Annotated in this window: 19 protein-coding genes; 7 read left to right on the top strand and 12 right to left on the bottom strand. The window is 61.0% G+C overall.

Annotation, left to right across the window (positions count from 1 at the left end; translation table 11 throughout):
• Positions 1-125: 125 nt before the first annotated feature.
• Genes BHU62_RS04290 through BHU62_RS04275 form a run of 4 tightly spaced genes read right to left on the bottom strand, consistent with a single transcriptional unit; the run spans position 126 to position 4,878 of the window.
• Positions 126-1,028, bottom strand: coding sequence for a carbamate kinase (locus BHU62_RS04290; RefSeq protein ID WP_073529317.1), 903 nt, complete (start codon positions 1,026-1,028; stop codon positions 126-128).
• Positions 1,029-1,049: 21 nt separating this feature from the next.
• On the bottom strand, positions 1,050-1,919 hold the full coding sequence (locus tag BHU62_RS04285) for a DUF2877 domain-containing protein (RefSeq protein WP_073529316.1): 870 nt from the start codon (positions 1,917-1,919) through the stop codon (positions 1,050-1,052).
• A 16-nt stretch (positions 1,920-1,935) separates the two neighbouring features.
• The gene (locus BHU62_RS04280) at positions 1,936-3,201 is read right to left on the bottom strand and encodes a DUF1116 domain-containing protein (RefSeq protein ID WP_073529315.1); all 1,266 of its coding nucleotides are present in this window, start codon (positions 3,199-3,201) and stop codon (positions 1,936-1,938) included.
• A 9-nt stretch (positions 3,202-3,210) separates the two neighbouring features.
• Positions 3,211-4,878 (bottom strand): acyl-CoA synthetase FdrA, encoded by a 1,668-nt coding sequence (locus tag BHU62_RS04275; RefSeq protein ID WP_073529314.1) that lies wholly within the window; start codon positions 4,876-4,878, stop codon positions 3,211-3,213.
• Positions 4,879-5,236: 358 nt separating this feature from the next.
• On the opposite strand from BHU62_RS04275, the gene allD reads away from it, so the two are divergent.
• The 4 genes from allD (at position 5,237) to allE (ending at position 9,807) form a co-directional block, all read left to right on the top strand.
• Entirely contained in the window at positions 5,237-6,286 is a 1,050-nt protein-coding gene (gene allD / locus BHU62_RS04270; RefSeq protein ID WP_073529313.1) for an ureidoglycolate dehydrogenase, read from the top strand.
• A gap of 171 nt (positions 6,287-6,457) precedes the next feature.
• Entirely contained in the window at positions 6,458-7,705 is a 1,248-nt protein-coding gene (gene allC / locus BHU62_RS04265; RefSeq protein WP_073529312.1) for an allantoate deiminase, read from the top strand.
• On the top strand, positions 7,702-8,961 hold the full coding sequence (locus tag BHU62_RS04260) for an MFS transporter (protein WP_073529311.1): 1,260 nt from the start codon (positions 7,702-7,704) through the stop codon (positions 8,959-8,961). The genes allC and BHU62_RS04260 overlap by 4 nt, the downstream gene beginning before the upstream one ends.
• A 60-nt stretch (positions 8,962-9,021) precedes the next feature.
• Positions 9,022-9,807, top strand: a complete 786-nt coding sequence (gene allE, locus BHU62_RS04255) for a (S)-ureidoglycine aminohydrolase (protein WP_073529310.1) — start codon at positions 9,022-9,024, stop codon at positions 9,805-9,807.
• A gap of 53 nt (positions 9,808-9,860) precedes the next feature.
• Here the strand turns inward: allE and BHU62_RS04250 are convergent, their stop codons facing one another.
• The 7 genes from BHU62_RS04250 to BHU62_RS04220 form a co-directional block, all read right to left on the bottom strand.
• Complete coding sequence (locus BHU62_RS04250) at positions 9,861-11,003, bottom strand: glycerate kinase (RefSeq protein ID WP_073529309.1); 1,143 nt, start codon at positions 11,001-11,003, stop codon at positions 9,861-9,863.
• Positions 11,004-11,130: 127 nt separating this feature from the next.
• Positions 11,131-12,384 (bottom strand): MFS transporter, encoded by a 1,254-nt coding sequence (locus BHU62_RS04245; protein ID WP_236720623.1) that lies wholly within the window; start codon positions 12,382-12,384, stop codon positions 11,131-11,133.
• A 254-nt stretch (positions 12,385-12,638) separates the two neighbouring features.
• Positions 12,639-13,520, bottom strand: a complete 882-nt coding sequence (gene glxR / locus BHU62_RS04240; RefSeq protein ID WP_073529307.1) for a 2-hydroxy-3-oxopropionate reductase — start codon at positions 13,518-13,520, stop codon at positions 12,639-12,641.
• A gap of 10 nt (positions 13,521-13,530) precedes the next feature.
• Positions 13,531-14,310, bottom strand: a complete 780-nt coding sequence (gene hyi, locus BHU62_RS04235; protein ID WP_073529306.1) for a hydroxypyruvate isomerase — start codon at positions 14,308-14,310, stop codon at positions 13,531-13,533.
• 11 nt (positions 14,311-14,321) lie between these two features.
• On the bottom strand, positions 14,322-16,103 hold the full coding sequence (gene gcl / locus BHU62_RS04230; protein ID WP_073529305.1) for a glyoxylate carboligase: 1,782 nt from the start codon (positions 16,101-16,103) through the stop codon (positions 14,322-14,324).
• Positions 16,104-16,222: 119 nt separating this feature from the next.
• Positions 16,223-17,038, bottom strand: coding sequence for an HTH-type transcriptional repressor AllR (gene allR, locus BHU62_RS04225; RefSeq protein ID WP_015376892.1), 816 nt, complete (start codon positions 17,036-17,038; stop codon positions 16,223-16,225).
• A 70-nt stretch (positions 17,039-17,108) separates the two neighbouring features.
• Positions 17,109-17,594 (bottom strand): ureidoglycolate lyase, encoded by a 486-nt coding sequence (locus BHU62_RS04220; protein ID WP_073529304.1) that lies wholly within the window; start codon positions 17,592-17,594, stop codon positions 17,109-17,111.
• Positions 17,595-17,947: 353 nt separating this feature from the next.
• On the opposite strand from BHU62_RS04220, the gene allS reads away from it, so the two are divergent.
• The 3 genes from allS to BHU62_RS04205 all read left to right on the top strand — a co-directional run bounded on the left by allS (position 17,948) and on the right by BHU62_RS04205 (position 20,304).
• Positions 17,948-18,862, top strand: coding sequence for an HTH-type transcriptional activator AllS (gene allS / locus BHU62_RS04215; RefSeq protein ID WP_073529303.1), 915 nt, complete (start codon positions 17,948-17,950; stop codon positions 18,860-18,862).
• A 72-nt stretch (positions 18,863-18,934) separates the two neighbouring features.
• Positions 18,935-19,840: an SPFH domain-containing protein gene (locus BHU62_RS04210; RefSeq protein WP_073529302.1), complete on the top strand. Its 906-nt coding sequence runs from the start codon at positions 18,935-18,937 to the stop codon at positions 19,838-19,840.
• 2 nt (positions 19,841-19,842) lie between these two features.
• Positions 19,843-20,304 carry an NfeD family protein gene (locus BHU62_RS04205; RefSeq protein ID WP_073529301.1) on the top strand — a complete coding sequence of 154 codons (462 nt, stop codon included), beginning with the start codon at positions 19,843-19,845 and terminating at the stop codon, positions 20,302-20,304.
• Here BHU62_RS04205 and cueR read toward each other — a convergent pair.
• On the bottom strand, positions 20,301-20,702 hold the full coding sequence (gene cueR / locus BHU62_RS04200) for a Cu(I)-responsive transcriptional regulator (RefSeq protein ID WP_073529300.1): 402 nt from the start codon (positions 20,700-20,702) through the stop codon (positions 20,301-20,303). The genes BHU62_RS04205 and cueR overlap by 4 nt on opposite strands.
• Between the last annotated feature and the right edge of the window lie 358 nt (positions 20,703-21,060).

Here is a 21,060-nt window from a genome sequence, read left to right as displayed (position 1 = left end):
AAATACGGGGGTGTTTTTACTCTAGCCAAGGCGAGCAACATCATGAAATGAATAAAAATTATTGAAATCATGCCATTTAGGCATACTTATCCGCGCCAGCGCGGGCGCGGATAAACCGACGGCGGCTAAGGTAAAATAGAGGTGCCGGCCTGGCCCGCCAGCACCGCGTCGATATCCTGCAGGCCACCGATATGGGCCGTCCGCCCGGTGCGATCGACGAAGCGGCTGACCGCCATGATCTTCGGCCCCATGGCACCGTCCGCCACCGCCATCGGCGCCAGCTCCTGCGTGGTGGCGCGCCGAATGGCGCGCTGGCGCGGCGTGCCCCACTCCTGGTACACCGCGTCGGCATCGGTGAGGATCACCAGATGATCGGCCCCCACCTGCTCCGCCAACAGCGCCGCCGCCAGATCTTTGTCGATCACCGCTTCGCTGCCCGTCAGCCCATGCTCGCCGGCGATCATCGGGATACCGCCGCCGCCGTTGCAGATCACGATGTGCCGCTGCGACAGCAGCAGCGTGATCGCCTCGATGTCGAGGATCTTTTGCGGCGCCGGCGAAGGCACCACCCGGCGGATGTGGTTGCCGTCCGCCTTCAGCGTCCAGCCGTATTTGGCCTCCAGCGCCTGCCGCTGTTCCGGCGCATACACCGGCCCGATGAACTTGCTCGGCGCCTGATAATCCGCATCCTGCGCATCCACCAGCACCCGCGTCAGCAGCGTGGACACCGGCTGCTGCGGATGGCTGGCGCTCAGCTGCTGCGCCAGCATATAGCCGATCATGCCCTGGCTTTCGGCCACCAGAATATCCAGCGGATAAGGCGGCACATCGCGGTACGCCAGGTTCTGCAACGCCAGCAGCCCCACCTGCGGCCCGTTGCCGTGTACGATGGCAATGCGGTATTTCTGCGCCAGCTTGCCGATGGCGTCGGCGATAAGGGCGATGCTCTTATACTGATTTTCCGCAGAGAGCACGGCTCCGCGCTGCAATAGGGCGTTGCCGCCCAACGCAATGACCAAGGTTTTCATGGTTTGCACCCGTAGTTGAAATCATACCGTCCCGGCCGGATCCGCGATCCGGCCCTCGTGTTCACACCGCGCGCCGCACAGTGCGTTAATCGTCGTCACCCCCAGCCACACGCCCAGCAGCGTGTCCGCTCCCGAGAAGTGCCCCAGGCTCAGCACCGCCGCCACCGCCGCCGATACGCCTTCAGGCGCCCGCAGCCCCTGCGCCAACGCATGCAGCGGCGTGGCGAACAGGCCCTGCTCGGCGTAACGCAGGTAGTGCGCGCTCACCAGCGTGGTCAGCGCGTCCAGCGGTGGCGTCTGGGCGAAAAACGGCGCCAGCCCGCTAACCGGGATGCGGCTGTCGAGGTGGGCGCTCAGCAGCAGGCCGAGCAAGGTGTCGTCGTTACTCGGCGTCAGCCCCGGCCCCTTGCCCAGCGCCTGGTGCCAGTCGACCGTGTCGCCCCGCAGCCAACGGGAAAAATCCCGCACCAGCGCGGCCGGCTCCGGCGTTAACGGCTGCCTCACCAATCGGCCCAGCTCGCCGTGCAACCCGCACTGCGCCGTGCAGCGCTGCAATACCGCCGTCAGCGGCCGATCGGCAATGGCCGCACGCGGCGCCAGCGCCAGATCCCGCGCCGCCGCGGCGGGCCGCACCAGGAGCGCATCCAACGTGATGCCTGCGGCGGAGAAAGCGCAGCGTCGTACGGACGGCACCACACGCCGCACGCGATCGAAATCCCGCGCGCCGAGCTGCCACCCCATCGGGCTCAGGCCGCTGCCGGCGCGGTGCAGCGTCAGCAGCCGTGCGTTTTCCGTCAGGAAATTGATCGCGTTGTTGAAGCTGCCGACGCAGCGCAGCGCGCCGTAATCCTGCGTCGCATGGCGGCTGCCGGCCAACGCGATAATGTCCATATGCGCCTCCGTTCGCTTACGCCGTAATGCCGAGCTTATCGGCCAGCGCTTCGATCGCTTTCTCGAAGCAGCCGAGCGGTGCACGCACCGTACCGGCGCCAATTTGCCCGACCCCGGCTTCGCGGTGGGCGATGCCGGTGTTGATCAGCGGCGTGATGCCGGTTTCCACCACCCGCCGGGCATCCAGCCCCAGGCAGGCGCCCTGGAAGTCCCAGGTCGGGATCTGCAGCATCATGTTGCGTTCGAGGTAGATTTCCGCCATCTCCTCGGAGATGTCGGTGGCGGCGCTCATGCCGCCGGAAGCCCCGACGAAGCGCGTCACGCCCGGTGCCGCCACCATCGCCGCGCCGCCAATGCCGAAGGTTTCGGTGATCGCGCTGTCGCCGATGTCCGGGTTGGCGTCCGCCTGGCTGAAGCCGGAGAAGAACAGTCCTTCCGGCGTGTTCACCGGCGCGGTGAACCAACGATCGCCCATCCCACTGATCTTGATGCCGAAATTCTTGCCGTTGCGGGTCATTACCGTGACGATGGTGCCCTGCTCAATCTCCGCCCCGGCGTCCATCGCCGCCTTGCAGTAGGCCATCGCCAGATTGAGGAAGAACTGATCGGTGATGCTGAGGAACTGCATCACCTGTACCAGCTCCGCCTTATCGCGCGGCAACAGGCTGATCTCCGGCGCCAGCCTGCGCATCAGCAGCGCCGAGGCCGCGATATTGCGCTGGTGGAATTCGTCCCCCATGCTGATCGCCTGCGCCATCAGCGCGGTCAGATCGATCCCTTCCTCCAGCGTCGCCAACACCGCTTTCAGCACCGGGGCCAGCGAGTCGCGCATCCAGCGCAGGCGCTGCTGCACGTCCTCGCCGTAGGCGCCGAAGCGCATCACTTTGCCGATGCCTTCGTTCATGTTGCAGTAGGCGTAATTGCCGTGAACGGTGTTCATGACCACCACCATCGGCATGTGGGCCGAGGTGATGCCGCCCATTGGCCCCACCGCGCTCACGCTGTGGCACGGGATAAACTCGATTTCCCCCTGCGCCAGCAGCGCCAGCGCCTGCTGCTCATCCTGCGCCCAGCCTTCGAACAGGCAGGCGCCGATGCAGGCGCCGCGCACCGGGCCGCTCATCTCTTGCCAGGTGACCGGCGGGCCGGCATGCAGCAGCTTGCGCCCTTCGGCCAGCTGCGGGATCAACCGGTGCGCCAAATCCACATCCTGCCAGTGCGGGCGCGCCTCGCGGATACGGGCGATAACGGCGGCGTTTGCTTGCTCAATCGTTGCGTACATAGCGGTTCCTTACTTTAATTTTTTCAAGATGTTGGCTAATCGTTGATCGCCACCGGCCACCGGTGCCCACTGGTAATGCACCACCGGAATGTCGCTGGTTTGCAGATCGTCGGCGAAGCTGCGCAATCCGGCATTGATCACCGCGACGCCGTCCAGCAATGCCGGCCGCTCGCGCTCAGGTGCCGGTAAAACGGGGGTAATCAGCTGATGCGCCAGCGCGACCGCCGCCGGCAGCGACGGCATCACCGCGATGCCGGCCTCTTGCAGGGTGGCGATTTGCCGCGAGCGCTGCTGCGGATCCTGTTCGGTGCCGGTGACGGTGGCGATGACTGCCAGCGGGTGAGCCGCGCCGCGCGCCGCACGCACATTGGCCACCTCGGCCGCCAGCGAAGCCGCCGGATCGTCCTGGGCGCCGAAGCCGATCACTACGTCCAGCAGCAACACGCCTGTCTGCGGCTGCTGCGCCAGACGGGCGATTTCTTGATTGCGGGCGGTCGGGTCGATCATCGGGTGCGGGCGTCCCTGGGTATAAAAGTCATCGCCCATGTCGATGATGCGATGGCCGTCGGCTACCAGCATGGCGCCGCGCGGGTGCTCGCTATCCACCGGCAAGCGCAGTTTTTCCGCCAGCAGCATCGCGCACTCAGCCGCCAGCGTGCCGCCGGCGTACAGTCCGGCGATTTTTCCGCCGGGCACCGCAGGCTGTTGTGCCGCCTGTTGCTGCACGCTGCCCAGCATCGCCGCCAGGCGCGCCGCCTCATCCAGCGTGGCGGCGAACGTGATGTTGCCGTCCTGACGCACGGCGGACTGCGCGCCGAGGAACAGTGCCACCACCGGCTTGCCGAGCGCTTTCATCTCATCGATCACCCGCTGGCGCACCTCAGGCGCCGGCGGTTTGGACACGAACGCCAACACCAAGCTCTGCGGATCCGCCGCCAGCATGCGCAGCGCGCTGATGGCGCTGATGCCGCCGATCTCCGCCGTCAGATCCCGCCCGCCTAAGCCGATGGCGTGCGAGATGCCCTGTCCCGCCAGGGTAATTTGCGAGATCAGCTCCTGAATGCCGGTGCCGGAGGCGCCGATCACGCCGATGGAACCGGCGGGCGCCACGTTGGCGAACGCCAGCGGCGCACCGGCGATGCAGGCAGTGCCGCAGTCCGGCCCCATCACGATCAACCCGCGTTCACGCGCCTTGGTTTTCAACGCCACTTCCTGCGCCGGGCTGACGTTGTCGGAGAACATCATCACGTTGCAGCCGTCTTCCAGCGCCCGATCCGCCAGCTCCGCCGCGTATTCGCCGGCGATCGAGATCAGCGCCAGATTGGCGGCGGGCAGTTTCTGCCGGGCGGTACGCCAGCTGCGCGCTCGCAGCAGTTTTTTCCCGCCCTGGCTGCCCTGTGCAAGCGCCTTGAGCGCCGTCTCCAGCGCCGCGCTGACCTCCTCGGCGATCGTTTCGTCGGCGGACTCCGCTTTGATCGCCACGCAAATATCGTTCGGCGTCGCTTCGCTAAACTGCGGATGCCAAAAACCGGTCACCTCCAATAAAGATTTATTGGCCGGTGTCCCCATCATGACGGATATTTCCTCAACCTTGGGAGATTCGCTGAGTTTGCGGGAGATCAACATCAGGCTGACGGAATCCTGAAAGCTCCCTTTTTTAATAAAAGCATGGATCATGGTGATATCCTTAAGACAGCATTTAATTATATCGGCAATATTTCCCACGCCGGCGACGCGGAGATGTATTGAATCCTGCGAAAAGGTTGCTTAATACGCTACAAATTAAAATCACGTCCAGAGGTGAGTGTGGTCACACTTTATCCATTGTTAGAAAAAATAACTTAATCGACCGAGTATTAGTTAACTCATGTGGAAATATACATTTATAAAAAAACTTCTAACAATGGTGATTTCATTCAACGAATTTTTAACCCAATCGAATAAAATGCATCTGGATCACATTATTCCCCCCCGGTATTTATACATTACAACGCAGAGGTGAATTAAATAAACCGTAGTGATAAAAGGACTGTATATGAAGGTCTCTAAACAACAATTGCATCAGCTTATCCAGCAAAAAATTCACGCCGCCGGCCTGAGCCAGGAACACGCCGGCATCGTCGCCGACGTGCTGGTTCATGCCGATGCGCGCGGCATCCACTCTCACGGTGCGGTTAGGGTCGAATACTATTCAGAACGCATCAGCAAGGGCGGCACCAATAATCACCCCCATTTCACCTTTGAAAAAACCGGCCCCTGCAGCGCCATTTTCGACGGCGACAACGGTGCCGGGCACGTGGCGGCCAAGCTGAGCATGGATCGTGCCATCGAGATGGCGAAAGAGAACGGCGTGGCGGTGGTGGGCGTGCGGCGCATCGGCCACAGCGGTGCGCTGTCGTACTTCGTGCAGCAGGCGGCACGCGCCGGCATGGTCGGCATTTCACTGTGCCAATCCGATCCGATGGTGGTGCCGTACGGCGGCGCCGAGGTTTACTACGGCACCAACCCCATCGCCTTTTCCGCGCCGGGCGAAGGTGACGAGCTGATTACCTTCGATATGGCCACCACCGTGCAGGCCTGGGGCAAAGTGCTGGACGCCCGTTCGCGCAACGCCGCTATCCCCGACTCCTGGGCAGTGGACGCCAAGGGCGAGCGCACCACCGATCCGTTCGCCGTCAGCGGGCTGCTGCCGATCGCCGGGCCGAAAGGCTACGGCCTGATGATGATGGTCGACGTGCTGTCGGGCATTTTGCTCGGTTTGCCGTTCGGCAAGCACGTCAGCTCGATGTATCACGATCTCAGCGCCGGCCGGGAGTTGGGCCAATTGCATATCGTGTTGAATCCGGGTTATTTCACCAACGAACCGGCGTTCCGTAAAAATATCAGCCAGGTGATGAAAGAGTTGAATGCCGTTAAACCGGCACCGGGCGTCAGCAAAGTGCTTTATCCTGGGCAGAACAGCCATGCGCGAGAAATGGAAAGCGATGAAAACGGTATCGAAATCGTCGACGATATTTATCAATACTTAATTTCAAATGATATTTACCAGCGTTCTTACGACCATAAAGACCCCTTCGCCAGTTAACGAAATTTTATTATCGTGGGCTTTTTACGCCGCGGCTCGCGGTTGACATTTCAGAGCCGGGGAGAAAAAGAAAACCTTCATCAGCGCGCTCAGCGCAATAGGCCGGCCGGCGGCGACTATCATCCGCCCTGGCCGCATCGCCGCTGAGACATAACATGCGGGCAGGTAAACATGAAAGACTTCCAACAAGAAATCCGTGATATTTCCGGCTGGTTATCGAAAATCGGCGCCGATCCCAGCGGCGGCATGACGCGTCTGCTTTATACCCAGGAATGGATCGAGGCGCAGCACGCGTTGAAAAACGCCTTTGACGCCGCGGGGCTGAGCACCCACTTTGATGCGGTCGGCAACCTGTTCGGCCGGCTGGAGGGTAGCAAATACCCCGACCAGGTGATTCTCTCCGGTTCGCACATCGACACGGTGGTCAACGGCGGCAACCTCGACGGCCAGTTCGGCATCGAAGCCGCCTTTATGGCGATCAAACACCTCAAGGACACCTATGGCCCGCCGCTGCGCAGTCTGGAAGTCATCGCGCTGGCGGAAGAAGAAGGCAGCCGCTTCCCTTATGTTTTCTGGGGAAGCAAGAACATCGTCGGCCTGGCCCGGCGGGAAGACGTGCAGCACATCACGGACGCCAAGGGCGTCGGTTTCGTCACCGCCATGCATGACGCCGGCTTCGATTTCCTCCCGCCGCATCAGCCACTGCGCAGCGATATCGCGGCCTTCGTCGAGATCCACATCGAACAGGGCAAGGTACTGGAAACCGAAGGTAAAACCATCGGCGTGGTGACCAGCATCGTCGGCCAACGGCGCTACGACGTGCGGCTGCAGGGCGAAGCCAACCACGCCGGCACCACCCCGATGAGCTACCGCCGGGATACCGTGCACGCCTTCAGCCGCATCTGTTGCGAATCGATCGCCAAAGCGCGCGCCGAGGGCGATCCGCTGGTGCTGACCTTCGGCAAGGTGGATCCGAAGCCGAATACCGTCAACGTGGTGCCGGGCTTCACCCACTTCACTCTCGACTGCCGCCATACCGATCAGGCCGCGCTGCTGCGCTTCACGCAGGAGATCGAGCGGGATATCCAGCGCATTTGCGCCGAAATGGGCATCGAGGCCGAGATCGATCTGTGGATGGACGAAGCACCGATCCCGATGAACGAACAGCTGGTGGCCTGCGTCAGCCGCCTATGCGAAACGCAGCGGCTGAATTACCGCATGATGCACAGCGGCGCCGGGCACGACGCGCAAATCTTCGCCCCGCGCGTGCCGACGGTGATGATGTTCGTGCCGAGCATCGCCGGCATCAGCCATAACCCGGCGGAAAAAACCGCCGTCGCCGATTTGAACGAAGGGGTGAAAATCCTGGCGCAGACGCTGTATCAGCTGGCCTACACCGAGCAGGGGGCCGAGGCATGAGCAACGACATCGACCCGCGCTACTGGAAAAAGATCGTCGTCGTGCTCTGCCTGGGCTGGGCGGTGATCTGGATCTATCGCACCGTCTTGACGCCGATCCTCCCCGAGATCCAGCAAACCATCGGCGCGCACTCCAATGCGGAAATGGGGCTGATCGCCAGCTTCTACTTCTTCGCCTACACCGGGATGCAGATCCCGGCGGGCATCCTGGTGGATAAATTCGGCAAGAAGGTAGTGCTGATCCCGGGCTTCTGCCTGTTCATCATCGCCACGCTGCTGATCGGCAACGCCACCAGCCTGACCATGGTGTACGCCGGCAGCCTGCTGGCGGGCATGGGCTGCGGCTCTTATTACGGCTCGGCCTATTCCCTGTCGTCAGAAAATATCCCGCTGGAGCGGCGCGGCCTGGCCACCGCAGTGATCAACAGCGGCTCGGCGCTCGGCATGGCCATCGGCCTGATCGCCTCCAGCCTGCTGGTAAAAAGCTTCAACATGAACTGGCAGATCATGCTGTTCATCATCACCGGCCTGCTGGTGGCGATGACGCTGGTGTTCGCCGTGGTCATCAAAGGCTCGCAGCCGCGGGCCCCGGCGCCCGTCAGCCAGAAAGTTGCGCCGACGGCGATCGAGCCCGAAGAGGACGGCCAGGCCAGCGGCCTGTTCAGCCTGCGCATGGTCTCCGCCTACGCGATGTACTTCGCCACCTGCTACGGCTACTACATGATCGTCACCTGGCTGCCCTCGTTCCTGCAGCAAGAGCGCGGCTTTGAAGGGGTGGCCATCGGCTTCTCCTCCGCCTTGGTGGCATTCGCGTCGGTGCCGGGCGCGCTGTTCTTCAGCCGTATGTCCGACCGTTTCCGCAACAAGAAGGTGCAGCTGATCATTTTCCTCGAGCTGTGCGCGGCGGTGATGCTGGTCTGCACCGTCATCTCACCGGACTCCACCATGCTGCTGATCAGCCTGATCCTGTACGGGCTGCTGGGCAAGCTGGCGGTCGATCCGATCATGATCTCCTTCGTCGCCGACAACGCGCCGAAGAAAGGCTATGGCACCAGCTTCGGCGTGTTCAACTTCTTCGGCATGTCTTCGTCGGTGATCGCCCCCTTCCTGACCGGCGTGATCTCCGACAGCACCGGCTCCAAGGTGATGGGCTTTTACATCTCCGCCGCCATCCTGCTGGTAGGCACCGCCATTTTCTTCACCGTCAACGTCTTGATGAAACGCACTACGCCAACCCGAACGGCCACCGAGGCCTGACGGCGCTTTTTTTTTACCGGGCGCCGCCGCGGCGCCCTTTCAACGATCAGGAGAATCAACGTGGGTTACTTCAACAATCAAACCGGTTATCCAACCGACATTCTGTCAACGCGCGCTATCATCAAACGCGGCAACTATGCGCTGATCCCGCCGAACGGCCTGGTGCGCAACGTCATTCCCGGCTTTGAAAACTGCGACGTCACCATCTTGTCGACGCCGAAACTGGGCGCCACCTTCGTCGATTATCTGGTAACGCTGCACGACTGCGGCCGCAATACCAAAGGCTTTGGCGGCGAAGAGATCGAAACCTTTGTGTACGTCATCGACGGCGCCATCACCGCTTCCGCCGACGCCACCGACTACCCGCTGACCGCCGGCGGCTACCTTTACTGTCCGGCGGGCGTCACGATGCGGCTGGAAAACGCCAACGGCGGCCAATCCAGCCGCCTGTTCCTCTACAAGCGCCGCTACCAGCACATCAAGGGCTACGAGGCGCACGTGGTCAGCAACAACGTCGCCAACCTGGAGAAGATCCACTACGAAGGCATGAGCGAGGTGATCCTGCAGGATCTGCTGCCGAAAGATCTGGGCTTCGACATGAATATGCACATCCTCTCCTTCGCGCCCGGCGCCAGCCACGGCTACATCGAGACCCACGTGCAGGAGCATGGCGCCTACATTCTCAGCGGCGCCGGCGTGTACAACCTGGACAACGAGTGGATGCCGGTGAAGCAAGGTGACTACATCTTTATGGGCGCCTATGTGCAACAGGCGGGCTATGCGGTGGGCCAGGAAACCTTCAGCTACATCTACTCCAAGGACTGTAACCGCGACGTTGAGCCGTAACCGCTGCGCCGCGAAAACCAAGGCCACCTGCTCGCGCAGCGTGGCCTTCTTTTTTATCCCAATCGCTGGCCAATCCGCATCGCGCGGGCGATGTTGGCGGCGCAGCGCTGCAGGTTGAGTTCCCCTTGCGACAGCGCGACCTCCAGCGTACTCAGGCGCGGCAGAATGCTGAACATGGCGTCGATCCCCTGCGCGTGCAGCGCCTCCGCCCCCTCTTCCACCACACCGGCCAACGCGATGACCGGCAGGCCGCGCGCCCGCGCCAGACGGGCGACGCCGGACAGCGCCTTGCCGCCCAGCGTTTGGCTGTCGATACGCCCCTCGCCGGTAATCAGCAGATCGGCGTCCGCCAGCGCCTGCTCCAGCCCCAGTGCCGCCATCACGATCTCAATGCCCGGCTTCAGCGTCGCGCCGAGGAACACCAGGCTGGCGATCCCCATGCCGCCTGCCGCCCCGCCGCCGGCGATGTGCCGCACGTCGCGCCCGGTGCTCTGACGGATCACCTCAGCATACTGCACCAGGCCCTGTTCCAACTGCGCCACCATCGCCGCCGTCGCGCCCTTCTGCGGCCCAAATACCGCCGCCGCGCCACGCGGCCCCACCAGCGGGTTGTCTACATCGCAGGCGACTTCTATCCGGCACTGTCGCAGGCGCGCATCCAGCACGCTGAGATCGATGCCGCTCAGCGTCGCCAGCTCGCCGCCGCCCCACGGCAACGCCTTGCCGTCCGGACGATAGAAACGGCCGCCCAACGCCTGCACCATGCCGACGCCGCCGTCCACCGTGGCACTGCCACCGATGCCGAGGATCAGGTGACGTATGCCCTGATCCAGCGCATGCAGGATCAGTTCGCCGGTGCCGTAGCTGGTCGCCAGCAGTGGATTGCGCTGCGCCGCCGGCGTCAGCATCAAGCCACTGGCCGCCGCCATTTCGATCACCGCCGTCTTGCCGTCGCCGCTGACGCCGTAAAACGCCGCCACCCGTTCCCCCAACAGCCCCGTTGCGCTCACGTTCACCTTGCGCCCGCCGGTGGCGGCCACCAGTGCGTCCACCGTACCTTCACCGCCGTCGGCGATCGGCAGGCAAAGGCATTCGGCTGCGGGGTAAACTTCGTGAAAACCGCGCGCGATCGCCCGCGCCGCCCATTCCGCGCTGACGCTTTCTTTAAATGAATCCGGTGCAATAACAATTTTCATGGCGCATCCTTATTTGAGCAGAAATAAAAATGGCCATGCCTTCCTCCGCTGAAATAACCAGATGAGAAATGCATGGCGAAATAAAATAAAACTGTTGCCGACTATTTAATGAAGATGAATGAAAGTGTTATTTATTGACCCATTTCGCCGGCACGCTGTAGGTTAATAAGGCGCCCAGTATCATCATCGCCGACAAAACGCACATCGCCGCCAAATTGCTGTGGGTCAGCTGTTTGAAATAGCCGATGATATAAGGCGAAATAAATCCGCCGATATTGGCGATGGAGTTAATCAGCGCGATGCCCGCTGCAGCGCAGGTGCCGGTAAAGATGGCGTTCGGCAAGCTCCAGAACAGCGGCGACGGCACCAGGCTCGACGCCACCGCCACGCACAGCGCCGCCATCACCACGTGCTTGTTGTCCGGGAACAGGCCGATAAAGATCAGCGATACCGCGGCGATGCAGAACGGCACTATGATGTGCCAGCGCCGTTCGCGGTGCTTGTCCGAACTTCGCGCGGCCACCAGCATCGCCACCACCGCCAGCATGTATGGCAACATGGTCAGCAGGCCGATATCCATTACCGAAGTCACGCCGGTATCGCGAATGATGGTCGGCACCCAAAACGCCAGCCCGCCTTGACCCATTACGGTGCAAAAGCAAATCAGCCACATTTTGGTGAACGCGGACGATCTCAGCATGCTCTTCATCGTCCATTCCTGCCCGCCTGCGGCGCCCTGGCTCGGCACGCTCTGCGCCATATCCTCTTTGATCAGCGCCTTCTCCTGCGGGCTGAGCCATTTGGCGCTCTGATAGGTGTTATCCAGGAAGCAGAAGATGACGATGGCGATCAACAGCGCGCGCGGGCCGCTGATAAAGAACAACCACTGCCAGCCGGAGAGATTCATCAGGCCGTTCATGTGCTCGATGATCCAACCGCATAGCGGGCCGCCGATGATATTGCTGACCGGGATACCGCACACGAACAACGCGGTCATCTTGGCGCGCTGGCTGGAGGGGAACCACAGCGTCAGATAGAGGATCACGCCGGGGTAAAAGCCGGCCTCCGCCAGCCCCAGCAGGAAACGCGCCAGGTAGAATTGCCAGGGGTTGGTGATAAAGATACTCAGCATCGAGATCGTCCCCCATACCACCATCAGCAGCGCGATGATCTTTCTGGCGCCGTAACGGCTCAGCAGAATGTTACTGGGTACCCCGGCGATGATATAGCCGATGAAAAACACCCCGGCACCCAGCCCGTAAACGGCCTCGGCCATCGAGACATTGCCGTTCAGAATATCGGGCATCATTTGGAATTTCGAAAACGAAATCCCAACCCGGTCGAGATAACCGACGATATAGCTCACTAATAAAATGGGCATAATGCGCCAAGCTATTTTTCTATATAAACGGTTTTTATCAGGGGCGGTAATAATATCTTTATCAATAACAGCATTATCGGTTGCCATATTCAGTATCTCCTCGGTTGGCATCCTGCTTTTTACTTTTTATTGTGCTGAATCATTTTTTATTGGATTGGCGGGGACCCTCTTTATTTATCATAAAGAGGGCGTTATTAATGTCGAACATCTCGGATTCTAACCATAAGCCGGTAAACAAAACGCCGGCGAGCGTCTTAGCCGGCCACCCGGTGGTTGCCCATGATTTCCAGCGCTCGCACCAGCGCGGAGTGATCCAGCTCGCCGTCGCCATTGGCGGCGCAGACGTTGAACAGCTCTTGGCAGGTGGCGGTATTCGGCAGGCTGAGCGCCAGCGCCTTCGCGCCCTGCAGCGCCAGGTTAAGATCCTTCTGGTGCAGCGAGATGCGGAACCCCGGCGCGAACGCCCGCTTGATCATCCGCTCGCCGTGCACCTCCAGAATGCGCGACGAGGCGAAACCGCCCATCAGGGCTTCGCGCACCCGGGCCGGATCGGCGCCGGCGCGCGAGGCGAACACCAGCGCCTCGGAGACCGCTTCGATGGTCAACGCCACGATGATCTGATTGGCGACCTTGCAAGTTTGCCCGTCGCCGTTGCCGCCGATCAGCGTGATGTTCTTGCCCATCAGCGCCAGCAGCGGCTGCACCCGTTCGAAGGTCGCTTCCTCGCCGCCCACCATGATGGTCAGCGTGCCCTGTTTGGCGCCTACTTCGCCGCCGGAAACCGGCGCGTCCAGGTACTGGGCGCCCAACTGGTTGATGCGCTGCGCGAACCGTTTGGTCTCCAGCGGTGAAATGGAGCTCATGTCCACCACCACTTTGCCGTTCAGCTTGCCGGCGGCGCAGCCGCGTTCACCGAACAGCACCTCCTCCACCTGCGGCGTATCCGGCACCATGATGAAGATCACGTCCGCCTCATCCGCCACCTGCTGCGGATCGCGGCAGGCCATGGCCCCTTGCTGCAACAGCGCCGCCGGCACCTCATGCCGGGTGTGGGCGTAAAGCGTGTGCCCGCCCGCCAGCAGTTTCTCCGCCATCGGCGCGCCCATGATGCCCAGACCGATAAATCCCACTTTCATTTTCATCTCCTCAAGACAGGTATTGTTTTATCCATGACAGGCCGCTTTCCGTGGTGGTAAGCGGTTTGTATTCACAGCCGATCCAGCCGCGGTATCCCATGCGATCCAGCTGCGCGAAGATAAACTCGCAGTTGATTTCGCCGGTGCCCGGCTCGTGCCGCCCCGGGTTGTCGGCGACCTGAATGTGGTCGATCTTCGCCAGCAGGCGCTCAAGGGTCTGCGTCAGCTCTCCCTCCATGCGCTGCATGTGGTAGAGGTCGTACTGCAGATACAAATTGGGGCTGCCGATCGTCTCGATCAGTTCGATCGCCTGGCGGGAGGTTTGCAGGTAGAACTGCGGCATGTCGTAGCGGTTGATCGGTTCGATCAGCAGGCGGATATTCTGCCGTGCCAGGGTGTCGGCAGCGTAGCTCAGGTTCGCCATCACCCGCTCGTCGGTGGTGTGGCGGCTGACGGCGGGATCCGGATTGCCGATCAGACAGTTGATGCGATCGCAACCCAGCGCCTGCGCATACTCGATCGCGCGCCCGACGCCGTCGCGGAACTCCGCTTCGCGCCCCGGCAAGCAGGCGATGCCCCGTTCGCCCGCCGCCCAGTCGCCGGCCGGCAGATTAAACAGCACCTGGCTCAGGCGGTGCGCCTCCAGTTCGCTGCGCAGCGCGGCGATCGGGTAGTCATAGGGGAACATGTATTCCACCGCGCTGAAGCCCTGCTCCTTCGCCCGGCGGAAGCGCTGCATGAAATCGACCTCGGTGAACAGCATGGACAGGTTGGCTGAAAAATTCGGCATGGTGAGGCTCCTCAACGGTAATCAAAGAAGTTGACCGAGGTCGGCGCGTCTTCCGGCGTTGCCGCCACCGGTTCGAATTCGTTGACGTTATCCAGCTCGGTGCCCATAGAGATATTGGTGACGCGCTCCAGGATGATTTCCACCACCACCGGCACCCGGTGCTGCTGCATCAGTTCCTGCGCCTGACGGAACGCCGGCGCGATCTCTTCCGGTTTGAACACCCGCAGCGCCTTGCAGCCCAACCCTTCCGCCACCTTGACGTGATCGACGCCGTACTCGCCTATCTCTGCGTTGTTGATGTTTTCAAACGACAGCTGCACGCAGTAATCCATATCGAACCCGCGTTGCGCCTGGCGGATCAGCCCCAGATAGGCGTTGTTCACCAGCACGTGGATATACGGCAACTTGAACTGCGCACCGACCGCCAGCTCTTCGATCATAAACTGGAAATCATAGTCACCCGACAGCGCGACCACCTTGCGCTGCGGATCGGCGGCGCACACGCCCAGCGCCGCAGGCAGCGTCCAGCCCAGCGGGCCGGCCTGACCGGCGTTGATCCAGTGGCGCGGTTCGAAAACGTGCAGCATTTGCGCGGCGGCGATCTGCGACAGCCCGATGGTGGTGACGTAGCAGGCATCGCGGCCGAAGGCGCGGTTCATCTCTTCATATACCCGCTGCGGCTTGACCGGCACGTTGTCGAAGTGGGTTTTGCGCAGCAGCGTTTGCTTGCGCTGCAGGCAGGCGGCGCACCAGGCGTCGCGGTTCGGCAACTCGCCGTGCTCGAAGCGGCGCTGCGCCGTTTCCACCAGCATTTGCAGCGCGATGCGCGCGTCGGAAACGATGCCCAGATCCGGGCAAATCACCCGGCCGATCTGCGTCGGCTCGATATCGATGTGCACCACCTTGCGCCCGGCGGTGTACTTGTCCACCGAGCCGGTATGGCGGTTGGCCCAGCGGTTGCCGATGCCGAATACCAGATCCGAATCCAGCAGGTTGGCGTTGCCATAGCGATGTGAGGTCTGCAAGCCCGCCATGCCCGCCATCAACGGGTGATCGTCCGGGATGGCGCCCCATCCCATCAGCGTCGGGATCACCGGCACGTTGCAGATCTCCGCCAGCTGCTGCAGCAAATCCGCCGCATCGGCGTTGTGAATGCCGCCGCCGGCGATGATCAGCGGCTTTTTCGCCGCGCACAGCAGATCCAGCGCTTTGTCGATCTGCGCCTGAGTGGCCGCCGGCTTATAGGCGGGCAGCGAAGAGTAGGTGTCCGGATCGAATTCGATCTCCGCCATCTGCACGTCGAAAGGCAGGTCGATCAGCACCGGGCCCGGCCGACCGGAGCGCATCAGGTGAAACGCCTGTTGCAGCACGCGCGGCACCAGCGCCGGCTCCTGCACAGTGACCGCCATCTTGGTCACCGGCTTGGCGATCGATTCGATGTCCACCGCCTGAAAATCCTCTTTGTGCAAACGCGCACGCGGCGCCTGGCCGGTGATGCACAGGATCGGGATCGAATCGGCGGAGGCGGAATAAAGCCCGGTGATCATGTCGGTGCCTGCCGGGCCGGAGGTGCCGATACACACGCCGATATTGCCGGAGGCGGCGCGGGTGTAGCCTTCCGCCATGTGCGAGGCCCCTTCTACGTGCCGCGCCAGGTAGTGTTTGATGCCGCCGTGCCGCCGCATCGCATCGTAGAACGGGTTGATCGCCGCGCCGGGCACGCCGAACGCGGTGGTGATCCCCTCTTTTTCCAGCACGTGCATTGCCGCGTCTACCGCTCGCATAATTGCCATGTGATGCTCTCCTTAATTTATTGGAAAATTTTTCCAACTTGAAATTGCGGTCAAAAAAACCCGTTTGCTCATCAAACGGGGAGTCTTGCTCCGCGCCGGTTCAGCCCGGCGCGCGACGTTTACGCCTTGCTGCGCGATTCGCCCAGCGCGGCGCTGATATCTCTGGCCACTTCCCCCACCAGTTCGCCCAGCTCTTTGAACCGCTCCTTGCCAACCCGTGAGCTGGGCCCGGAGATGGAAATGGCGGCGATCACGTTGTTATTGCGATCGAAAATTGCCGAAGCCAGGCAGTTCAGGCCGAGCGCGTGCTCTTCATCATCTATGGTGTAGCCCTGCTCCAGCGACTGATGCAGATCTTTACGCAGCAGGTTCACGCTGGTCAGCGTCTTCGGCGTATAGGATTGCAGCCCCGAACGCACGATCAGATCCAGCATCTCCTCTTCCGCCAGCGGGTACAGCAGTGCCTTGCCGGCGCCCGATGCATGCAGCGGCAAACGGCTGCCCAGCGGCGCGCACATGCGCACCATCGCCTGGCACTCGCATTGGCGAATCAGCACCGCGTCGAAATTGTTACGGATCGCCAGGTTGGCGGTCTCGCCGGACAGCAGCATCAGCCGACGCATGAATGGCCCGGCCACCGACACCACGTCGCGATCGTTCATGTAAGCGGAGCCGACGGTGAACGACTGAATGCCGATATGCCACCAGCCCAGCTGCGGATCCTGAAAGACGAATTCCGATTTCTCCAACACTTTCAACAGCCTGAAGGTGGTGGAAAGCGGCAGCTCCAACTTTTCGGACAGCACGGAAACCGACGAACTCCCCCCGGCGTTAGCCAGGTACTGGAGGATCTCCAGCCCGCGATCCAACGCCTGCGCCCCTTTGGTGGCGCCGGCTTCGGTGGCGGGTCGTCCTTTCCTGCGTAATTCGGTCATTCAAGCTTCCTTTGTCAGTTACGGCATGGGTGACACTATGATAAACGCCCTGCGCGGCGTGCGACCAGCGCTATGCCAAAACTATGCGATACGGCTCCGGCAAGCGGCTGACCACGCAGTTGTCGGCGCCCGCGCGATCGATGGTGAAGAAGTCGGTGACCTTCGCATAGGCGAACAGCGGATGGTGCCAGACATTGCGGTGATAGTTGATCCCCTGCCTGCCGTTGGTGATAAAGGCGCGCAGCGTGCCAACGGGGATCGTTTCGCCCGGTTCGGCGACGATCACCACGAAGCGTTCGCCGTTCATCGGCACAAAGGCCTGCGACGAGAGCGGATGCTTTTCCAATAGGGAAAAGGTCATCGGCAGGTCGCAGGGTTCCGCCCGGTTGATGCTGGCCAGCACCCGGTTGCCGTCGGACACCTCTATCTTGGCGAGGTCGTGATAACGCTCGGTTTTCCCATCATTGATATGAAAGAAACGCGAACCCTCTATTTGCAATACATCGCCATAAGGCGCAAAGGCCGCCGGCGTTAATTCTTCGATGACTAAATCCATGTGACTCTCCAAAGCGCATGACCCAGACGACGATTAAACGGCGATATTTCACCCAACGCCTTCACTCTAGACAGCGCGTGGTAAATTTGACAGCATTATTTTGGAAAATCTTTCCACAACAAGATCGGCAGCACACTTTACGATCGAAGAACAATATTAGTTGCCTTAAATCAATGAATTAAAAAACAACCTAATTCATCATCGGGCAAAACGGGGCGGCGCACGCTCATCGCTATTGGATGATTCTGTGACCGGGATCGTGAGGTTGGGCTTTGCCGCTGCCTATCGCGCCGCAACATCAGTAGATTCTTCTCACCGATAACCGAAAAGGCGGTGTCAGCCAAGGACTCCTCATGCTGGATCACGAAACCATTCGTTCGTTTATCAAAGTTGCCGAATGCCAAAGCTTCTCCCGCGCGGCGGAGTCGCTGCACAAAACCACCGCCACCATCAGCTACCGCATCAAAACGCTGGAAGAGAGTATCGGCACGCAGCTGTTTATCCGCACCACCCGTACCGTCAACCTGACGCCGGCCGGCGAGTATCTGCTGGAGCGCTGCCGCCAGTGGCACACCTGGCTGGACGCCATGCCGGGCGAGCTGCGGCAAATCAACGACGGCGTAGAGCACCAGGTGAACATCGTCATCAACAACCTGCTGTACGACGCCGCCGCCGTAGCCAGGCTGTTGGCTCACCTGCACGCCAAATACCCGTTCACCCAATTTCACATTTCCCGCCAGGTGTATATGGGCGTGTGGGACGCGCTGCTGAATGAAGACTGCCATCTGGCGATCGGCGCGGCGGGCAATGAATCGCTGGAAAACAGCATCAAGGTGCTGCCGCTGGGCAAAATCGATTGGGTGTTCGCCATCTCGCCGACACACCCGCTGGCCACCGCCGCCGATCCGCTGAGCGAAACGCAGCTGCGCCCCTACGCGGCGATCAACGTCGAAGACACCGCACGCCATTTGGCCAAGCGCATCGCCTGGCTGTTATCGGGCCAGCAGGAGATCAAGGTGCCGGACCTGCGCACCAAACTGGAGTGCCATTTGCGCGGTCTGGGGATCGGTTTCCTTCCGCGCCAACTGTGCCAAACTTATCTTGATAGCGGCGAGTTAGTGGCCAAAAACCTCAAATACCCGCGCCAGCCCTCTCCCCTGTCGCTGGCCTGGTCCGATACCCGCTGCGGCGAAGCGGTGCGTACCCTGATCCGTCTGTTCCAGACGCGAGATCCGCTGGTCGCGGGTTTGCTCAGCGCTCTGGATTAAGTCACGGTATCGGTAGGCATTCTTCCGGCGCTGGCGTAATATCTGTTTACATATGTCTGACAGGAGGTTTGCATGCTTACTTTTATTCCCATCGTGATCGTCGTCGCGCTGATTGTGGTGTTCGCCGGCGTCAAGATTGTGCCGCAAGGGTTCCAATGGACGGTAGAACGCTTCGGCCGCTACACCAAAACGCTGATGCCGGGTTTGAACCTGGTGGTACCGTTCATGGACCGCATCGGCCGCAAAATCAACATGATGGAGCAGGTGCTGGACATCCCCTCGCAAGAGGTGATTTCCCGCGACAACGCCAACGTCGCCATCGATGCGGTGTGCTTTATCCAGGTGGTCGACCCGGCGCGCGCCGCTTACGAGGTCAGCAACCTCGAGCGGGCGATCGTCAACCTGACCATGACTAACTTCCGTACCGTCCTCGGCTCGATGGAGCTGGACGAGATGTTGTCGCAGCGCGACAGCATCAACAGCCGCCTGCTGCACATCGTCGATGAAGCGACCAATCCGTGGGGGGTGAAAATCACCCGCATCGAGATCCGCGACGTGCGGCCGCCGGCGGAGCTGATCGCCTCGATGAACGCCCAGATGAAGGCCGAGCGCACCAAGCGCGCCGACATTCTGGAGGCGGAAGGGGTGCGTCAGGCGGCTATCCTGCGCGCCGAAGGGGATAAACAGTCGCAGATCCTGAAGGCCGAGGGCGAACGTCAGTCGGCGTTCCTGCAGGCGGAAGCGCGTGAACGCGCCGCCGAAGCCGAAGCGCGCGCCACTCAGCTGGTGTCAGACGCCATCGCCAGCGGCAACATTCAGGCGGTGAACTACTTCGTGGCGCAGAAATACACCGACGCGCTGCAGAAGATCGGTTCCTCCAACAACAGCAAGGTGGTGATGATGCCGCTGGACGCCAGCAGCCTGCTCGGCTCGATCGGCGGCATTACCGAGCTGTTGAAAGAAAGCAAAGGCAAATAATCATGCTCGAACTGATCGCGGCGAATCCGCTGTGGTTCTGGCTTTCTCTCGGCGGCGTGTTGCTGGCGGCAGAAATGCTCGGCGCCGGCGGCTACCTGCTGTGGAGCGGCGTGGCAGCGCTGCTGGTTGGCGCCGTTATCTGGCTGCTGCCGCAGCTCCCCTGGGAGTGGCAGGGCGTGATCTTCGCCGCCCTGACCGTCGTTGTCGCCTACCTGTGGTGGTATTGGCTGCGTCGGCGCCCGGCGGCCGCAACCGGCAGCACGCAAGTGCTCAACCAGCGCAACCGCCAGCTGATCGGCACCCGCGCCACGCTGACGGAACCGATGCACAACGGCATGGGGCGCATCAATATCGGCGACAGCAGCTGGCGCGCGCAGGCGGCAGAAGATCTGCCCGCCGGCACCGAAGTGGAAGTGGTGGCGGTGGAAGGCGTCACGCTGGTGATCCGCGCCATCAACCGTTAATTCGAACGACAGCACCCCGCCAGGTTATTGATGATGGGGCATTCAGCCCCCTCATCGCCCGGGCATTGCTCGGCCAGCGTCAGCAGGCGTTGGCGCATTTCTCCCAGTTCGCTGATGTGCTTTTCGATCTCCGCCACCTTCTGCAGCGTGCGCGCCTTCACGTCGGCGCTGTGGCGGGCCGGATCGTTGAACAACGCCACCAGCTCGCGGCACTCGTCCAGATTGAAGCCCACCTGCCGCGCCTGGCGCAACAGCGTCAACTCTTCGACATGCTTGGCGGAATAATGGCGGTAACCGTTGTCGCTGCGAATCGGGGCGGTAATCAGCGCTTTCTCTTCGTAAAAACGAATTGTCTTGCTGGTTAAACCGGTTTTTTTCGCTACGTCGCTAATATTCATTTTCCCTCCGGAATGCTCCTGCATCAGCGCTTATCTTAAGCCGCTTTCTGCCACTGACCAAGCCTCAGCCCCCCACCGCCGATACCGATGAGAAAATCGCTCGTCGCGTTGAACATTGCATACTTCACTTGCAAAGTATTCACCACGAAACAATGGATAATTTAATCAATCAAAATATGATCAAATTAAGATTTTTATTATATGTAAGTAATTGTGTATAAATAACACAAAATAAAACAAATTAAAATCAACAATATAAAAACAATGATTAACAAAAGTGTAATAACAAACCACATAAATAAACATTTATTTACATTTGCCATTATCCACGCTGTTTGAGTTTTATCCTCACTCAAAC

Source organism: Serratia marcescens, from assembly GCF_001902635.1.
Lineage (GTDB): Bacteria > Pseudomonadota > Gammaproteobacteria > Enterobacterales > Enterobacteriaceae > Serratia > Serratia marcescens_F.
Note: the sequence above shows the minus strand (reverse complement) of the source record. Positions and strands in the feature narration are given on the sequence as shown.

What these genes read in the sequence shown, in the direction of transcription:
- BHU62_RS04290 (WP_073529317.1), bottom strand. Translation starts at nt 1,028, where the DNA reads ATGAAAACCTTGGTCATTGCGTTGGGCGGCAACGCCCTATTGCAGCGC.
- BHU62_RS04285 (WP_073529316.1), bottom strand. Translation starts at nt 1,919, where the DNA reads ATGGACATTATCGCGTTGGCCGGCAGCCGCCATGCGACGCAGGATTAC.
- BHU62_RS04280 (WP_073529315.1), bottom strand. Translation starts at nt 3,201, where the DNA reads ATGTACGCAACGATTGAGCAAGCAAACGCCGCCGTTATCGCCCGTATC.
- BHU62_RS04275 (WP_073529314.1), bottom strand. Translation starts at nt 4,878, where the DNA reads ATGATCCATGCTTTTATTAAAAAAGGGAGCTTTCAGGATTCCGTCAGC.
- allD (WP_073529313.1), top strand. Translation starts at nt 5,237, where the DNA reads ATGAAGGTCTCTAAACAACAATTGCATCAGCTTATCCAGCAAAAAATT.
- allC (WP_073529312.1), top strand. Translation starts at nt 6,458, where the DNA reads ATGAAAGACTTCCAACAAGAAATCCGTGATATTTCCGGCTGGTTATCG.
- BHU62_RS04260 (WP_073529311.1), top strand. Translation starts at nt 7,702, where the DNA reads ATGAGCAACGACATCGACCCGCGCTACTGGAAAAAGATCGTCGTCGTG.
- BHU62_RS04250 (WP_073529309.1), bottom strand. Translation starts at nt 11,003, where the DNA reads ATGAAAATTGTTATTGCACCGGATTCATTTAAAGAAAGCGTCAGCGCG.
- BHU62_RS04245 (WP_236720623.1), bottom strand. Translation starts at nt 12,384, where the DNA reads ATGCCCATTTTATTAGTGAGCTATATCGTCGGTTATCTCGACCGGGTT.
- glxR (WP_073529307.1), bottom strand. Translation starts at nt 13,520, where the DNA reads ATGAAAGTGGGATTTATCGGTCTGGGCATCATGGGCGCGCCGATGGCG.
- hyi (WP_073529306.1), bottom strand. Translation starts at nt 14,310, where the DNA reads ATGCCGAATTTTTCAGCCAACCTGTCCATGCTGTTCACCGAGGTCGAT.
- gcl (WP_073529305.1), bottom strand. Translation starts at nt 16,103, where the DNA reads ATGGCAATTATGCGAGCGGTAGACGCGGCAATGCACGTGCTGGAAAAA.
- allR (WP_015376892.1), bottom strand. Translation starts at nt 17,038, where the DNA reads ATGACCGAATTACGCAGGAAAGGACGACCCGCCACCGAAGCCGGCGCC.
- BHU62_RS04220 (WP_073529304.1), bottom strand. Translation starts at nt 17,594, where the DNA reads ATGGATTTAGTCATCGAAGAATTAACGCCGGCGGCCTTTGCGCCTTAT.
- allS (WP_073529303.1), top strand. Translation starts at nt 17,948, where the DNA reads ATGCTGGATCACGAAACCATTCGTTCGTTTATCAAAGTTGCCGAATGC.
- BHU62_RS04210 (WP_073529302.1), top strand. Translation starts at nt 18,935, where the DNA reads ATGCTTACTTTTATTCCCATCGTGATCGTCGTCGCGCTGATTGTGGTG.
- BHU62_RS04205 (WP_073529301.1), top strand. Translation starts at nt 19,843, where the DNA reads ATGCTCGAACTGATCGCGGCGAATCCGCTGTGGTTCTGGCTTTCTCTC.
- cueR (WP_073529300.1), bottom strand. Translation starts at nt 20,702, where the DNA reads ATGAATATTAGCGACGTAGCGAAAAAAACCGGTTTAACCAGCAAGACA.